We start from the raw sequence: 16,436 nt of genomic DNA, 5'->3' as shown, positions 1-16,436 counted from the left end.
ACGGTAGCCGCCGCTCACGGCGCGAGGGGGGTCGAGGTTGTACCCCCGATAAACGCGACCTTTTCCGGTGGCGGCGGTCCCGGTCTGCTGGGGATCGAACCTGCCGACCCGATCCCAGTCCATTGGAGGACATCACATGCGTGCCACCCTCATGTACGGCGCCGGCGACGTCCGGATCGAGAACGTCCCGGACTCCGTCATCAAGCACCCCACGGACGCACTCGTCCGCGTCACCGCCTCCTGCATCTGCGGCAGCGACCTGTGGCCGTACGCCTCGATGTCGCCGACCAGCGCCCCGGCCCGGATGGGGCACGAGTTCATCGGCGTCGTCGAGGACACCGGCCCCGAGGTGAGCACCGTCAAGAGGGGCGACCTGGTCGTCGCCCCGTTCGCCACCTCCGACGGCACCTGCGAGTTCTGCCGGGACGGCCAGCACACGTCCTGCACCCACGCCCAGGCCGGCTTCTGGGGGCACGACGTGCCCGACGAGGGCGGCCAGGCCGAAGCCGTCCGCGTCCCGCTCGCCGACGGCACCCTCGTCAAGCTGCCCGTCGCGGCGGACTCGGCTCTCATACCGTCCCTGCTGACCCTCTCCGACGTTCTGGGCACCGGCTACCACGCCGCCGCCGTGGGCGGCGTCACCGAGCGCACCCGCGTCACCGTCATCGGTGACGGCGCCGTCGGCCTGCTGGCCGTGCTGTCGGCCAAGCGCCTCGGCGCCGAACAGATCATCCTGATGGGCCGTCACAAGACGCGCACCGACCTCGGCCGGGAGTTCGGCGCCACCGACGTCGTCTCCGCCCGCGGCGACGAGGGCATCACCCAGATCCGCGAACTGACCGGCGGACACGGCACCCAGGTGGTCCTCGAATGCGTCGGCACCATGCCCGCCTACGAACAGGCCTTCGGCGTCGTACGCCGCGGCGGCGTCATCAGCCGGGTCGGCGTCCCCCAGTACGAACAGGCCCCGATCGGCTTCGGCAGCCTGTTCCGCCACAACATCCGCCTCGCCGGCGGTCCCGCACCCGTCCGCGCCTACATCGAGGAACTCATGCCCGACATCGCCGACGGCACCATCAACCCGGGAAAGGTCTTCGACACCACTACCGACCTCGACGGCATCCCGGCCGGCTACCAGCACATGGCCGACCGCAGCAATCTCAAAGTCCTCATCAGGCCGTAATCGAAAACACCGACTCCGTGGCGGGCGCGCCGTGAGGTCGCCGCAGCGGCCGCGCCCGTCGAACTCGGTGGTCGGCATCCGTGGCCACCGCCGCGACCGGCGGCCCGGTCCGGCCGATTCGGGAAGTACCGAACACGGCCGGGACCCGCATCGGCAGTTTCGCCGGTCCAGGCCGGGGAGGCGAGGGCCGAAGCACGTGCGGAAGGGGTGCTACTGCTGACCGGCCGGTCGTGCGCGCGGTGTCCCGCCAACACTCGGCCACGAGCTGACGCGCCGCGATCGCGATCCGCAACGCAGCCGCCGTCAACGTAAGGCCCGCCATGCGGCAGGTCCGGATACCTGACCTTCAGCAGAACGCGCGGCGGCGGTGGCAACAGCGTGACGGTGACATCCGGTTCGTGGCTCGGGGCCGGTCAGACGGCCGGTTCGCTGGTGGGCGACCGGTGGCCTCCGTGGGACGCGACCAGCGCGTCTGCCACGATTTCCGCGTCAGCTTCGGCGATGTCCGCTGGATACTCGGGTAGCAGGTCGTCCCAGACGACCAGCCACGAGCCGTACAACTGGGCCTGTCCTTCGGGTCGAGCGAAGAACCAGACGTGCAGGTGGGCGCCACCGTCTCCGACGCGGTAGACGTGGGCCCGCGAGATGTGCGGCAGTGCCTGCACGTGGCGGACGATACGAGTGCTCAGTAGGCCCAGTTCGGCGGCCAGTTCGTCAGGTAGATCCGCCATGTCGTAGTGATCGCGCGGGTACAGCATGAGCGCCAGCGGAACGCCCACTCCCGAAATGCGGGCCAGCCGCCAGTGATCGTTGAACCAGATCCCTTCGTCCCGGTCGCGGCAGGCGTCGCAGTCCGACGGGTCCTCGCCGTGTCGGGCGGGCTCGGGCAGCACTGGCGGGCGTAACGGCGCTACGCGTAGTCCGTCCGGGTCGAACGGGCTGATCTCCCAGCCCGTCATGCGTGCCAACGGGAGCCGGCGCTCGCCGTCCGCGACGGCGACTGCGTGGTCATAGAACTCGTCCGGTCGTAAGGCCATGCGGCGAAGACTAGTACGACAGGATCCCAGGTGATCGATAGCCTCGTTGTGGCCGCAGGGCGCATGTCCCGGAGGTCATGTACACGGCGATGATGTAGCTGCGGGAGCGCTTTTCTGCACGGCCACCGACCGAGGTGTGCAGGTGTCGGACGAGAGTCCCGACGGCGCCGCTGTCACGGCCGATCTGCCGCGCCTGCGTGCGGTCATGGTGCAGCGCCGCCGGCATCATCGCCAGCAGGCGCCCGAGGCGCGTCGGTGCGAGCGGGAGCAGGCTGTTCGGCGAGGGCCAGCGCCCGGCTGGGGCAGAGGTGGATCGCCTGCCGTACCTGGCTGATCGTCTGCTCGTCCGTCGGGGCGTTGTCGAGGACGATTACGGTTCCGTCGTCCTCGTTCTGGTCGAACACGGACGGTTCGGCGAGTACGCACTGGCCGGCGCCGACGCAGCGGGTGGGGTCCGCGGTTACCTGGATCATGTCTGCTACCAGGTGACCGGGAGGGAGTGCAGGCCGTAGACGGTGGAGTCGTTCTTGAACGACAGTTCGTCGGTCGTCGTGGCGAGCTTGAGGCCGGGGATGCGGGCGAACAGGGTGTCGAAGACGATCTGGAGTTCGAGTCGGGCGAGGTTCTGGCCAAGGCACTGGTGCGGTCCGAAGCCGAACGCGATGTGGTGGCGGGCGCCGCGTCTGATGTCGAAGGTGTCGGCGTCGGTGAACGCGGCGGGGTCGCGGTTCGCGGCGTTGCCGAGCGTGATGACGCCCTCGCCGGCCCGGATCAGTGCGCCGCCGATCTCGACGTCCTCGGTGGCGACCCGGGACGTGACGAACTCGGCGATCGTGAAGTACCGGAGCAGTTCCTCGACGACCTCCGGCGTGACGGTGGGGTCCTCCTTCATCGCGGCCAGTGCCGGTGGCCGTTCCAGCAGCGTCATCACGCCGAGAGAGATCATGTTTCCGGTGGTCTCGTGCCCGGCGAGCAGCAACAGGAAGCCGAGACCCGCCAGGTCCTCCCGATCGGCGCCCTTGGCCAGTTGGCGGCTGAGCAGGTCGTCGGCCGGCTGCTTCTCCTTCTCGACGATCAACGCGGCCATGTACTCGCGGATCTCGTTGGCCGCCGCATAGCGTTCGTCAGCCGGAATGGAGCGGTTCAACAGGTTGGCGGACCGACTCTGGAAGAAGTCGTGGTCGGTGTACGGCACGCCGAGCAGCTCGCAGATGACCAGCGACGGCACCGGCAGTGCCAGCGCCGGGACGAGGTCGGCGGGGCGCGGTCCGGCGAGCATCGCGTCGACGTGCTCGTCCACGATCTGCTGGATGCGCGGGCGCAGTGCGGTCATCCGCCTGACGGTGAACTCGCCGACGACCGCACGCCGGGCCTCACCGTGCTCCGGCGGATCGAGCCCGATCATGGACTGTCGGACCGGAGTGCCGGTTCGCCGTGCGGGCGGCTGCAGCGGAAATCCCTCGCGTTGGCGGTCGGAGCTGAACCGGGGGTCGGTCAGCATCGCGCGGATGTCCTCGAGTCGGCTCAGTGCCCATGCCTGCGAGCCATCGGGAAGCGTCACCCGGGTCACCGGCTCTTGTTGCAGCCGGATGTGCTCCGGGGGCGGAGCGTAGGGGCAGGTGCGGTTCAGGGGAAGGACCAGGGAATCGGTCATGGCGCCATCTCCCATCGCAAAGGCTGATCAAGCAGACGGAATGTTCCTCCCGACGACGACCGTACCGCGCGGTGGAAGCCGCGACCCTCACCGCGAGGAAGATCAGTTCGCGGTGGATGCGGCGTTACTCCGTGGTGTTCCCGTGGGTCAGGCGCGGATTCACCGTATGGTGCGCGGAATCGACGAGAGTTGCTCGTCCCTGCGGCCCGACTTCTCGTCTCGACGATCACGACGCGATGACCAGGACGAACGACTTCCCGGCACCCGCAGGGCCGGTGAGAAGGGTGGCTGTCGTCGCCACGGGCCCCGCCATGGACGAGTGATCTCGACGCTGTCGAGATCGCCGACCTCGACGGCACAATCACGATCCAGAGCAGACCGGGCGAGGAGACCGGGGTGTAATTGTGGATTCCGCGGCACCGGCCCACCGACCGGTGAGCCGGAGCGGGTTGCCCGCCGGGCATTTTGGGAACAGGAAGGTCCTGGCCCGGTCCCTCCTCATCGGACGGAGATAGACATGCTGGAAAACCTCGCCGTGGTCGGCGGTCCGAAGACGCCTGTCGCCACACCCGTGCTGATCGGGTTCTTCGTCCTCGTCGGGGTCGCCATCGTCGTGATCCTGTTCCTGCGCTCGCGTAACAACTAGCACCGTACGATCCAGCCGGTCACCACCGGCCGGCCCGGCGCATCCACGGGGGACCGGCGGACGCAGAAGGCGGCCATGGTCGCTGCGGTGATCGCGATGTGGGCACCCGCTGGACGCTCGGCTCGTCGGCCGACGCGGGCGAACCGGGACGAACCCACGTCGGGGCATGACCCCCGATAGCCCTTTGGGTAGCCGGGAGGGGACGCCCCCTCCCGGCCGTCCAGCTAGGCGACGGCGCCGTAGCTCGGTTTGCCTGCCCACTCGTAGGTGAGGTACACGACGCCGGCGTCGGTGGCGCTCGACCCGGTCAGCTTCAGCCCCGTCGGCTTGGTGCCCTCGGCGAAGAGCCGCTTCCCCTCGCCGAGGACGACGGGGAAGACCAGGAGCCGGTACTCGTCGACCAGCTCCGCCTCCTGCAACGTACGGAGCAGGTTGCTGCTGCCCTGCACGAGGACCTCGCCGTCGGTGTCCTGCTTGAGCTCGGCGACCGTCTGCGCTGCCTCGCCCACCAGGACTCGGGTGTTGTTCCACCCGGCGGTCATCGGCGTCCTCGTGGCGACGTACTTCGCCATGCCGTTGATCTTCTCGCCGCCCTCGTCGTCGGGCACGTTGGGCCAGTGCGAGGCGAGAATCTCGTACGACCTGCGGCCGAGCAGCATGCCGTCCGCGCGGTCGAACACCTCGGTCATGATGCGGCCGAACCCCTCGTCGACGTGCGGGGGCAGCCATCCGCCGTGCGGGAAGCCGTTCGAGTCGTCCTCGCCGACTCCGCCGGGGCCCTGCATGATCCCGTCCAAGGACACAAAGGTGGAGACCACCAGCCTACCTGTCATTCCTGATTCCTCTTTCTGCAGAGATAGTTCGGCTAACGGGCTGTCTCGCGACAGCGGTTCCGCTCCGTCGGCTCTGTCATGGGCCTTGCCTCCCTCGGTCACCAGGACCCGACGGTTTTCCGGTCGTTCGGCCGAGAGCCTCTCCAATCGCCTTATCGATCGGTATTCGGCTCGTTATCCATCCGCCGACCGCTACGGCACCGGGCGTCGCGTCCGTCCGGGCGGGCATCGGGAGGGCCTGCGCCGGTACGGCGGGACCTGGGTGACCGAACGGCACCCGTCAGGCGTCCGCCGGTGGCAGGTTGGCCCGCTCGGCCCTGGCCAGCAGGTCGAGCGTTCTCGACACGAACGGCGGTGTGCCGATGTCGCGAAACAGCTCCAGCGCCCGCCGCAGGTACGCCGTTGCCGCCCGGGGCTCGTCCCGGGCCAGGTCGAACTCGCCCAGTCCGAGCAGCGCGCGTGCCTCGCAGAGCCGGTCGCCGACGGTGGCGGCCGCCCGCAGCGCCTCGCGCAGGGTGGTCTCCGACCTGTCCACCTTGCCGGCCCGGAGAAGCGCGGTGCCCAACCCGCACAGCGCGAACGCCCGGCCGATCGGGTCAGCGGTGTCCTCGACCGCGGCCAGCGCGGCCGTGTACGCGTCGACGGCCGAGAGCGGTTCGTCGAGGTGCAGGTGGGTCTCGCCGAGCCGGTACAGGACCTGCGCCTCGATCCGGCGGCTGCCGCCGCGCCGGCTGAGGTCCAGTGCCTCGGTCAGCACCCGGTGGGCCTCGTTCGGGTTTCCGGCCTGTAGTTCGATCGCCGCCAGGTTGTGGAGCACGTATGCCGAGTAGACCAGATCACCTGCGCGTTGGAAGATTGCCAGCGCCTGCCGGCACCGGGCCATGGCGTCTTCGAGGTGGCCACCCAGCCGGTCGATGATCGCCATGTGCTGGAGGGCGTGAGCCCGCCCGGCGTCGTTGCCGGTGGACCCGAACAGGTCGAGCGCCACGTCCAGGAATCGCCGGGACTCGCTGAACCGCCGCTGTGCGTCGAACAGTGACCCGAACGAGTACGACAGCACTGCTTGGCCGTGCCGGTCCCCGGCCCGGCGGGCGGCGTCGAGGGCGATCGTGTGGGTCTCGCGCCAATCGTCGAAGTAACCCCGCGCCTCGTAGAGCGTGACGGCCTGCTGGGCCAGGTCCCAGGAGAGTTCGGTGAACCCGGCCCCGGCGGCCTGGCGTACCGCGGCCAGCATGCTCAGCCGTTCCCGCTCGAGCCAGGCGATCGGCTCCGACACCAGTTCCTCGGCCAGCCGCTCCGGTACCGGCCAGCGCGGCGCGTCGCTACGCAGGTCGCGGTGCTCGACCCCGTAGCAGGCCCGGTGCGCGGCGTCGGCGAGGCACAGCAGGGCGCCGAGCGCCCGCGCCAGCGCGGGTCCCTGGTCGACGACCGGCTCCTCGGCGGCGAGCCGCTCCCGGGCGAACGCGCGGATCAGGTCGTGGAACCGGTACTGGCTGTGCACCCCGCGCGCGGACCCGGTGGTCTCCAGCAGGTGTGCGTCGGCGATATCGTCGAGCACGTCCTGCGCCGCGGTGCCGGGCTGGTCGAGCAGTGCCGCGGCGACCCAACCGGAGAAGTGCGGGAAGTCGAGCAGGGCGAGCCGCCGGAACAACCGGCGGGCCTGCTCCGGGAGGCTGTCGTAGGTCAGCGAGATGCTGGCCCGGATGCCGAGCACGCCGTGGTTCAGCTCGTTGAGACGGCGGGTCTCGTTGCCCAACCGCTCGACCAGTTGGCTCACCGCCCACTGGGGTCGGGTGGCGAGCCGGGCGCCGGCCACCCGCAGCGCGAGCGGCAGATGACCACACAACTCGGCGAGTTCCGCGGCGGCGGCCGGCTCGGTCCGCATCCGTTCCGGCCCGGCGACGCTGGTCAGCAGTTCGACGGAGTGATGGGGATCGAGCAGACCGACCTCGACATGACCGGTGCCGGGCAGCCCGGCCAGCCGGCTGCGGCTGGTGACCAGTACGGCGGCGGAGGGGGTCCCGGGCAGCAGTGGAAGCACCTGCCCCTCGTCGTTGGCGTTGTCCAGCACCACCAGGATCCGCCGGCCGGAGACCAGGTGCCGGTACATCTCCGCGCGTTCCTCGAGCGTTTCCGGCAGTGCGGTGCCCGGCACCCCCAGTACGCGGAGAAAGCGTTCCAGGACCCGGTTGGGATCCACCGGCCGCGTGGTCTGTCCCCGCAGGTCGATGAAAAGCTGGCCGTCGACGTATCGGTCCGAGAGCCGGTGCGCCACATGTACTGCCAGTGTGGTCTTGCCGACCCCGGCCATGCCGCTCGCCACCAGGACCGGTACCGCCAACCGGGTCCGATCCTCCCGCGTGCCGGTGAGGTGCCGTTCGATCGCTTCGGCCTGCTCGGCCCGACCGGTGAAGTCGGCGATGTCGGTGGGTAGCAGCCGCGGCGCGGCGGGGACCGGCAGGAGCGGCCCGGTAGCGGCCGGCTGGGCCGGCCCGGTGCGGGGTGGCTCGGCCGGTTCCGGCGGATCGAGTCGGGCGTTCCCGGTGAGGATGTCCTGTTCGAGTCGCTGGAGTTCGGTGCCGGGCTCGATGCCGAGTTCGTCGACCAGCGCACGCCGGGCCCGCCGGTAGACCACCAGGGCCTCGGCCTGCCGCTGTGACCGGTAGAGCGCGAGCATCAGTTGCCCGTGCAGCCGTTCCCGCATGGGATGTTCTTCGACGAGCGCGGTCAGTTCGGCGATCAGGTCGTGGTGCCGGCCCAGCTCCAGTTCCAGCTCGACACAGTCCTCGATCAGGCTGATCCGCTGCTCGTCCAGCCTGTCCGCCGCCGGCCGGAGCAGCGGGTTGACCAGTCCGTCCAGGGCCGGCCCGCGCCACTGGGCGAGGGCGCGGCGGTAGCACTCGACGGCCCGGTCCAGCCGGCGCTCGTCGCGGAACCGCCGGCCCTGCGCTGCCAGGTCACCGAAGCGCCGCAGATCGACCTGCGTGTCAGGGACCTGGAGCGCGTACCCCTGGGACCGGGTGGCGATGACGTCGTCCCCGCAGCCGTGCTCGGCGAACAGCCGGCGCAGCGCCGACACACAGATCTGCACCTGGACCCGGGAGGTTGACGGTGGGGCCGCCCCGTAGACGATGTCCAGCAGCCGGCTGACCGGGACCGGCCGGTTCGCCTCCAACGCGAGGGCCGCGAGCACGACCTGTTGCCGTGGGCCGCCGAGGTCCACCGGGTTGCCGTCGACCGTGACCTCGAGCGGGCCGAGTACCCCGACCACCGGGTCGCCGGCGGGCAGCGGGACGCTCATCGCGCTCGGTCGCTCGCGAGCGCGGCCCGCGAAAGCGTCGACGGCCGCATGGTCCTCCTGGGCGGAACGACTGGTACGGGAAGGGGCGTCGACGGCCGCCGGGTGGAGAAGGTGCGGCGTCACCGTCAGAAAGCACCCTAACAAGGGACGCCGAGCGACCCGGCCAGTTGCAGATCACCATGCACGACGGCGACGCGCTTCGCGCGGTGTCCACCGCCGTGCAGGCTGAGCTCGGCGGCAAGGACTGTCGCAATGCGGCACCGGCTGACCGGGACGACTGTCTGGTGGGGACGGAGTCCAGTCTGGGTCGTCGGCCCCGCCGACCACGATCCGTAACCCAGCCAGTGTCGCGCCGGCACCCGTGGACCTCGCGGTTCTGCCGCCCTTCTTCAACGAGTTGTCGGCACCCGCGCCGCCGCCGTGTCAGTCGCCCGGGCCGCAGGCCGTTCCGTCGCCGTTGCGGTCCAGGCCATGCCGGTCCCGCCCGTTCACCTTGAGCGGCTTGTAGCCCCGCTCCTTCAGCCAGTCGCACCGGGCGGTGACACCGTCCGGGAACTGCCACGGTACGCAGACGGTGCGGTCGCCGTACGCGTAGTCGCAGCCCTCGTTTCCCTCGCGGATCTCGTTCGGCGCGGTGGGCGAGGGGATCGGCGCCTCCGGAGCGCCGGGCTGCTCGGCGAAGGGCAGCACCCGGGGCGGCGCGGAGATTGCTGAGCCGGCCTGGTCCCGCACCACGCCCGCCCCGTCGGGCCGCGACTCCGACTCGGGCTGTTCCCCCGGGGTCGCCTCGACGGTGCCGGCCGAGTTCTCCGGCCCGCCGCCGAACCAGACCGCCGAGCCGGTGGCGTCCCGATCCAGCAGCAGCCAGCCGCCGACCGTCAACGCCAGCACCGCGATCAGGGTGCCTCCGGCGATCCATCGCTGACGTCGTCCGAGGCCGCCCAGCCAGCGCCGGGCGGCGTCCATCCGGCCCGTCATCCGACCTTGACCCACTTGGCGACCGACGGGACCCCGTTGGCCCCGTGCACGAAGAGCATGTACCAGCCGGGCGGGGCGAGGTTCGGGTTGCTGGTCACGTTCAGCCCGATGGTGTTGCCGGCGACCGTCATCGGCAGCTCGACGAAGCGCTGGTTCGGGTCCGAGGAGTGGGTGACGGCGGCCGGCCGGATCAGCGAGGCCCGGACCACCGGCGCGGAGACGGTGATCTTCTGGGTGCTGCCGTACGCCCACTGCGTGCTGGCCACCGACTGGATCTGCGGCCGGGTCCCGTGGAAGAGGTACGGCGGCGAGTAGATCGAGATGCGCATGTCGAAGGTGCCGTTACCCGGGTTGTCGCCGACCGCCATCACGCGGCCGTCCGGCAGCAGGAACGCCGAGGAGTGGTACGTGCGCGGCACCGGGTCGACGGCCATCCGGGGCCGGAACGTGTTCGAGATCGGGTCGAAGATCGACGCCTCGAAGACCGGGTCGGCCCGGTTGTGCAGCGCGCCACCGGTCTCGAAGACCGTGCCGTCCGGCAGCAGCACCGCCGAGACGTACATCTTGCCCTGGCCCGGGCTCTGCGGCGTGCCGCCGGTCAGGGTGCCCTGCGGGATCAGCGGACCGGGGACGTACCTCGGGCTGGCGGCCTTGAGGTCGATGATGTCGGTCAACCGGTTGGCGTCCACCGCCGTGTGGCCGTTACCGCCACCGAGGGTGAGCACCCGCTGGTCCTGGGCCGGCGGCAGCAACACGCTCATCGACTGGTCGCGCTCGTCCTTCTTCTGCAACCCGGGTACGTCGACGATGGTCTTGGCGTTGTAGTCGTAGATCGACGCGCCGGTGCCGGGCAGGCCGTCGCCGAAGGTGTGGCTGCCGGTGTAGAAGAGCCGGCCGTCCTGCATCAGCACCATCGTCGGGTAGAGGCCCCACCACTTCCAGGTCTGTTTCACCTCGTTCCAGGCCAGCCAACGCTTCTCGGCGGCCTTGTAGTACTCGGTGAACGCGGTGCCGGTGGAGTCCTCGCCGAGCCCGCCGAGCGAGATGACGTCACCGTTGCCGAGGATGGTCGCCGACGGGTACCAGTGGCCGGCGGTCATCGCGTTGGTCTTGGTGTACGAGTTCGTCGCCGGGTCGAAGAGGTACGAGCTGCGCAGCCCCTTGAAGCCCTCGCTGCCGTCGGGCTTCGGGTACTCCTTGTTGCCGCCCATCACCAGCACCTTGCCGTCGGCCAACTGGACGTGGCCGGCGCAGAACAGGTCCTCGGGGGTGTTCACGTTGGTGAAGACGCCGGTGGTCGGATCGTAGACGGCGGTCTTGAAGGTGCCGGCCCGGAACGCGGCGGTGTCGTTGCCGGAGCCGGCCACCAGCAGCACCTTCCCGTTGTGCAGCATCACCGCGTGGATGCCCCGCACCGTCGACTGGTACGGCATGACCTGCCACTGCCCCTTGGTGCAGGCGACCCCGGCGGTGCAGACCGGGGTGGGCGGCGCGGTGGTCGCGTCGGTCATCGAGTAGTCGTCGGTGATCAGGGTGCCGGTGCCGTAGAGGCTGATTCCCCAGCTGATCTGGTCGGTGCCGGCCGGCAGCGGCGGGGTGCGGACGCTTTTCTGCTTGTACGTGTTCGTCGCCGGCAGGGTCGCCACGTCGATCCAGTACTGCCAGCCGGCGGTGGGGTCGTGCCGGAACAGCGTCATGGCCGCCGCCACGGTGGTGGACTTGTACCAGACCGAGAGGTCGTACTGGCGGCCCGCGGTGACTTTCGGCGCGCAGGTCGCGTTCCGCTGCATCATCACCTTACGGTCACCCGACGTGTACTCGGTGATGTCTATCTTTGCCGCGACATTGCCGCTGCGCGCGTCGGTGGTCGTGCCGATGGTGTGCGCCTGGTCGCCGTAGCCGTTCTTCTCCCAGCAGGTCGGGAAGCCACCTGCCACCGACTCCAGACCCGGGTTCTGCACCAGGTTCGTGGCGGCCTGGGCGGGACTCGCGACCAGGGTGAGCGCGATCAGCAGGAGGAGGGTGAGCAATCCGCCCAACCGCCGACGGAGTTCGGGACTCCACATCGGCGCGGCTTGCCAAGCGTTCCCGAGCTCGACCTCAGCCATTTTGTGTCCCCTCGCCCCTGCTCCGTGCTGGACCGTCCGGGATTCTAGCGGGAAGGGCCAAGGGGCTCCGGTGCGCGGTTCAGGGCGGTGCCCACGGCTGGCCGGAATGATTCGCTACGGACGGTGATCACGTCCGTTCGACCGAACGGACCATTGCGACCGGAATCCGAGAATCCTTAGGTTTCGGGGGTCGGTGCGTGATCGGCGGACGGTGAGAAGTCTGACAATCGGGACAGATCTATGCATCGCATCGAAGTCGGACGGACCGCCGGGCGGCTTCTGTGCTTCTGTTCACAAAACTTGTTGTCGTGCCGCGCGGTCACCTTGACTTACGAACCAACTGCGTCGGCCGAAGGTCGGCGCGCGAAGCCTGCATCAACAAGCCCGGAGCCTGCGTTGACACCACGTCTCCGCAGAGGTACGGCACGCTCAATCGCCTAGGGGGAAATCTCGGTGGGTCCGTCAACCCGTACCGGAAGTGCGCCGCCGCTCGACGCGACGGCGGAGTTCCGGGTGCCCGGCACGCTGCGGGTACCCCGGCAGCGCTCCGGTTCGAAGGACCCGGCGGAGCCGCTGCGCCCGGCGTACGCCCCGGTGCCGCTGCCGCCGACCGACGACGAGAAGTACTCCTACCGCAACCGCAGGCTCGCCGGCCTGATGTGCTTCTCCTTCATCAGCTTCGGCTCGCTCGTCGCCAGCCAGGTGCTCTTCGTCCGGCTCACGCCGTGGCTGCTGGTGCTGACCCCGCTGATGTTCTTCACCCTGGCCTACTACCTGATCTCGGTCTGGGTGAACATCTTCACCCGAGGCTTCGACCTGAAGCGGCACCGGCAGATCGTCAAGGACTGGCGGCCGGAGCGGTACCCGGCGGTCGACGTCTTCCTGCCGGTCTGCGGCGAGGCGCCGCACGTGCTCGCCAACACCTGGGAGTACGTCCGCCAGATGAGCCTCTACTACCGGGGCAACGTCACGGTCTACGTGCTGGACGACTCGCCGACCGAGGACATGGAGCGGATGGCGCTGGCGTTCAGTTTCGTCTACCAACGCCGCCCGAACCGGGGCTGGTTCAAGAAGGCCGGCAACATGCGGTACGCCTTCGAACGCACCCTCGCCGACTTCATCCTGGTCCTCGACGCCGACTTCACACCCCGGCACGACATGCTCGACGAGATGCTGCCGCACTTCGACGACGATCCGACGCTGGGCATCGTGCAGTCGCCGCAGTACTTCCGGGTGCACAAGGGCCAGGGCTGGGTCGAGCGGGGTGCCGGTGCGGTCCAGGAGCTCTTCTACCGGTCGGTGCAGGTCTCCCGGCAGAACCACAACGCGGCGATCTGCGTCGGAAGCTGCGCGATCTACCGCCGGGCCGCGTTGGACTCGATCGGCGGTTCCACGCTGATCGAGCACTCCGAGGACGTGCACACCGGGTTCGACCTGCGGCGTAAGAACTGGCAGCTCCGGTACATCCCGGTGGTGCTGGCGGCCGGGCTCTGCCCGGACGACGTCGACTCCTTCTTCACCCAGCAGTACCGCTGGTGCGCCGGCTCGATGAGCCTGCTCGGTTCGCGCAAGTTCTGGGAGACCAAACTGCGCATCCGGTCCCGGTTGAGCTACATCTCCGGCTTCTGCTACTACCTGCACACCGGGCTGTTCACCTTCGTCGGCCCGATCATCCCGCTGGTCATGCTGGTCCTCTTCCCGGACGAGATGGCCCTGGCGAACTACCTGCTGATCCTGCCGAGCGTGATCTACAACTTCGTGCTCTTCCCGATGTGGCACAGGTGCCGGTACGGCCTGGAGGCCTGGACGGTCAAGCTGCTGTACGGCTGGGCGCACGCCTTCGCGATCATCGACATCCTGCGCGGCCGGCGGATGGGCTGGCAACCCACCGGCGGCAAGGCGCCGAAGAGCAAGACCCGCCGGCTCTGGCTGGGTCTGCGGTACTGGACGTTCGGCGTCGGGCTGCTCTGGGTGGCCATCGCCGCCTACCGGATGCTCACCGACGACGCGCTGATCTTCGCTCCCGCACTGCTCAGCGGCGCGTTCTTCCTGGCCATCGTCTGCCAGGCCCTGCTGGTCGATCCGCGCAAGGATGTCGAGGTCGTGATGTGAAAACCCGGCACCTCGTGATCGCCTTCACCATCATGGCGATCGCCGTAGTCGAGTACGCCGCGCTCAGCCGGGTCAACATGTCGCAACTGCTCCGCTCCGTCGCCACCGGGGAATCGGGCCCGGTGGTCGGGGGATCGACGCCAGGTCCGACCCCGACGCCGCCGTACGATGTCACGCACCTGCTCGACCCGGAGAAGAAGTTCCTCGGCGTGGCGGTGGACGCCGACGCCGACGACCCGCACGTCGCCAAGGTCGAACAGTTCGCGAAGAAGGTCGGCAAGACGCCCAACCTGGTACCGATCTACGAGAGCTTCGACGACGCCTTCGCCGCCGCCGAGGCCCGGCAGATCTACCAGTACGGGGCGCTGCCGGTGGTCCGGTGGGAGCCGTTCAAGCCGAAGCTGGCCGACATCGCGGCCGGCAAGCAGGACGAGTACGTCACCACCTTCGCGACCGCCGTACGGAAGCTGAACCTGCCGATCGTGCTGACCTTCGCGCACGAGATGAACGGCAACTGGTATCCGTGGGGTCGGCAGCGCAACAAGCCCGCCGATTTTGTCGCCGCCTGGCGGCACATCCACACCATCTTCGCCCAGGTCGGTGCGACGAACGTCATCTGGGCCTGGACGCCGAACGTGATCAACCCCATGCCGAGCGTCAAGCTGAAGCCGTACTATCCCGGGGACGAGTACGTGCACTGGATCGGCATCGACGGCTACTACACGCACAAGGGCAAGAAGACCTTCGACACCCTCTTCGAACCGACGATGCGGCAGATCAGGGGCTTCACCAAGAAAGCGTTCCTGCTCGTGGAGACGGCCGCCGAGCCGGGCGGCACGCGACCGGACCAGATCGAGGACCTGTTCGAGGGCGTCGCCGACAACCCGGACGTGCTCGGCTTCATCTGGTTCAACATCAACGGCTCGGGTCTGTGGAACATCGACCGCGACAACGCCTCGCTACGCGCGTTCCGCGCCGAGGCGAAGAACACGGCATTCGGATTCCGGATTGAGTAGGGGAGGGGTCTCGGGCGATGGTCCTCGCTCCTGAGCGCGCAGAGGTCGACACGCCCACCGGCGGCACCCCGCCGGAACCGGAGGTGCAGCGCCCCGGCCGGTACACCGGACTGCTCGCGGTCGTCCCGTTCCTGGCCGCCCTCGGCATCGGCACGACCGGCGCCGGCGACCGGCAGATGTGGAACAACGAGTACGCCACCTGGCACGCCGCCACCCTGTCGTTCCGGGACCTGGCGCACCTGCTGTCGAACACCGACCTGGTGCACACCAGCTACATCATGCTGGTCAAAGCCTGGATCGCGGTGGCCGGCGACTCGCCGCTGGCGATGCGGCTGCCCTCGGTGGCCGCCATGGCGCTGGCCGCGGCCTTCCTGACGCTGATCGGCCGCCGGGTGGTCAACACCCCGGTCGGGGTGGTGGCCGGGCTGCTCTTCGCCGGCATCCCGGCGATCAGCCGGTACGCCCAGGAGGCCCGGTCCTACGCCGTGGTCACCATGCTGGTCACGCTCGCGACCCTGCTGCTGCTCCGGGCGATGGAACGGCCGGGTCGGCTGCGCTGGGTGCTGTACGGCGTGAGCCTCGTCGCGGCCGGGATGGTGCACTTCGCCTCGCTGGTGGTGCTGGCCGCGCACCTGGTGCTGGTGGGCCGGGAGACCAACGGCGAGGACGAGCGGCGCTACCAGTGGGCCGGCTCCGTCGGCATTGCCGGCCTCGGGGTGATCCCGCTGCTCTCGTTCGCCTCCCGGCAGTCGGCGTCGATCTCCTGGATCAAGGCGGATCTCGACGCCGTCCGGAACTTCCCCCGGGAACTCTTCCTCTCCTGGACCGCGGCCGGGGTGGTGGTCGGACTGGCTCTGATCGGCGCGCTGCTGCTCTGGCGTGCCCACCCCAGGATCGCGCCGGCGGTCGTCGTCTGGGCCGTACTGCCGATCGTCTTCGTCTACGTGACCTACCCCGTACTGCACATGTTCCTCGCCCGGTACGTGCTGTTCACCCTGCCCGCCTGGTCCCTGCTGGCCGCCGCCGCGATCTGCGGGCTGGGCGGCCTGGTGCTGCGCGGCCGGTCCTGGGCGTGGGCGCTCGGCGCGGTGCTCCTGCTCCCGGCGTTCGGCTACCTCGTACTGCCGGACCAGCGCGAGGTCCGGGCCAGCCCGGTCAGCGGACAGCCCGACTACCGAGGCGCCATCGACGCGATCCGGGCCGGAATGAAGCCGGGCGACGGCATCGCCTACAACGACGTCTTCGGTCAGCTCTCCGACCTGGCTCGGGAGGCGGTCGACTACGAGATGCGCGACGACCAGCGACCGCGCGACGTCTTCGTCGCGGTCACCTCGGTGGCGCGCGGGTCGTACTCGGCCCGGGAGTGCGGCAGCCCCGGCACTCCGGTCTGTACGGCTCCGGAGGCGGAACGGATCTGGCTGATCAGCACCGGCTACGGCAAGGATCCGCTGGACGGGCTGCCGCCGGAGCGCCGGAAGTTGCTGGCGGCGTACAAGGCGACGCCGCAGGGCAGCTTCGAGATGGTGCGCCTCGTGCTGCTCACCCGGAACGCACCCGCCACCTAGACG

Annotated in this window: 11 protein-coding genes and 1 pseudogene; 5 read left to right on the top strand and 7 right to left on the bottom strand. The window is 69.5% G+C overall.

The features are described from left to right. Positions 1 to 136: 136 nt before the first annotated feature. Positions 137 to 1,183 (top strand): alcohol dehydrogenase catalytic domain-containing protein, encoded by a 1,047-nt coding sequence (locus V1633_RS30530; RefSeq protein WP_331217766.1) that lies wholly within the window; start codon positions 137 to 139, stop codon positions 1,181 to 1,183. 413 nt (positions 1,184 to 1,596) lie between these two features. Here the strand turns inward: V1633_RS30530 and V1633_RS30525 are convergent, their stop codons facing one another. From V1633_RS30525 to V1633_RS30515, 3 genes and pseudogenes are all read right to left on the bottom strand, one after another. Next, the gene (locus tag V1633_RS30525) at positions 1,597 to 2,220 is read right to left on the bottom strand and encodes a hypothetical protein (RefSeq protein ID WP_331217765.1); all 624 of its coding nucleotides are present in this window, start codon (positions 2,218 to 2,220) and stop codon (positions 1,597 to 1,599) included. A 272-nt stretch (positions 2,221 to 2,492) separates the two neighbouring features. After that, positions 2,493 to 2,705, bottom strand: a pseudogene (locus V1633_RS30520) (4Fe-4S domain-containing protein); the annotation flags it as partial. Continuing rightward, entirely contained in the window at positions 2,699 to 3,874 is a 1,176-nt protein-coding gene (locus V1633_RS30515; RefSeq protein ID WP_331217763.1) for a cytochrome P450, read from the bottom strand. The gene V1633_RS30515 and the pseudogene V1633_RS30520, both read right to left, overlap by 7 nt. Before the next feature lie 517 nt (positions 3,875 to 4,391). Between V1633_RS30515 and V1633_RS30510 the strand changes: the two genes are divergently transcribed. After that, positions 4,392 to 4,520: a hypothetical protein gene (locus V1633_RS30510; RefSeq protein WP_331217762.1), complete on the top strand. Its 129-nt coding sequence runs from the start codon at positions 4,392 to 4,394 to the stop codon at positions 4,518 to 4,520. Between the two features lie 224 nt (positions 4,521 to 4,744). Here the strand turns inward: V1633_RS30510 and V1633_RS30505 are convergent, their stop codons facing one another. The 4 genes from V1633_RS30505 to V1633_RS30490 form a co-directional block, all read right to left on the bottom strand. Next, positions 4,745 to 5,353 carry a dihydrofolate reductase family protein gene (locus V1633_RS30505; protein ID WP_331217761.1) on the bottom strand — a complete coding sequence of 203 codons (609 nt, stop codon included), beginning with the start codon at positions 5,351 to 5,353 and terminating at the stop codon, positions 4,745 to 4,747. A 280-nt stretch (positions 5,354 to 5,633) separates the two neighbouring features. After that, positions 5,634 to 8,654: an AfsR/SARP family transcriptional regulator gene (locus V1633_RS30500; protein ID WP_331217760.1), complete on the bottom strand. Its 3,021-nt coding sequence runs from the start codon at positions 8,652 to 8,654 to the stop codon at positions 5,634 to 5,636. Between the two features lie 423 nt (positions 8,655 to 9,077). Next, positions 9,078 to 9,632 (bottom strand): hypothetical protein, encoded by a 555-nt coding sequence (locus tag V1633_RS30495; RefSeq protein ID WP_331217759.1) that lies wholly within the window; start codon positions 9,630 to 9,632, stop codon positions 9,078 to 9,080. Continuing rightward, the gene (locus tag V1633_RS30490) at positions 9,629 to 11,740 is read right to left on the bottom strand and encodes a galactose oxidase early set domain-containing protein (protein ID WP_331217758.1); all 2,112 of its coding nucleotides are present in this window, start codon (positions 11,738 to 11,740) and stop codon (positions 9,629 to 9,631) included. The genes V1633_RS30495 and V1633_RS30490 overlap by 4 nt, the downstream gene beginning before the upstream one ends. Positions 11,741 to 12,193: 453 nt before the next feature. On the opposite strand from V1633_RS30490, the gene V1633_RS30485 reads away from it, so the two are divergent. The 3 genes from V1633_RS30485 to V1633_RS30475 are packed head-to-tail and all read left to right on the top strand — an operon-like array spanning position 12,194 to position 16,433. Further along, positions 12,194 to 13,852: a glycosyltransferase family 2 protein gene (locus tag V1633_RS30485; RefSeq protein WP_331217757.1), complete on the top strand. Its 1,659-nt coding sequence runs from the start codon at positions 12,194 to 12,196 to the stop codon at positions 13,850 to 13,852. Then, the gene (locus tag V1633_RS30480) at positions 13,849 to 14,868 is read left to right on the top strand and encodes a glycoside hydrolase family 26 protein (protein WP_331217756.1); all 1,020 of its coding nucleotides are present in this window, start codon (positions 13,849 to 13,851) and stop codon (positions 14,866 to 14,868) included. Before V1633_RS30485 ends, V1633_RS30480 begins: the two co-directional genes overlap by 4 nt. 17 nt (positions 14,869 to 14,885) lie before the next feature. Next, positions 14,886 to 16,433 carry a glycosyltransferase family 39 protein gene (locus tag V1633_RS30475; protein ID WP_331217755.1) on the top strand — a complete coding sequence of 516 codons (1,548 nt, stop codon included), beginning with the start codon at positions 14,886 to 14,888 and terminating at the stop codon, positions 16,431 to 16,433. Positions 16,434 to 16,436 lie beyond the last annotated feature (3 nt).

Source organism: Plantactinospora sonchi (assembly GCF_036422035.1).
Lineage (GTDB): Bacteria > Actinomycetota > Actinomycetes > Mycobacteriales > Micromonosporaceae > Plantactinospora > Plantactinospora sonchi.
The sequence above is the reverse complement of the archived record's forward strand: the minus strand, read 5'-3'. Positions and strand labels throughout refer to the sequence as shown.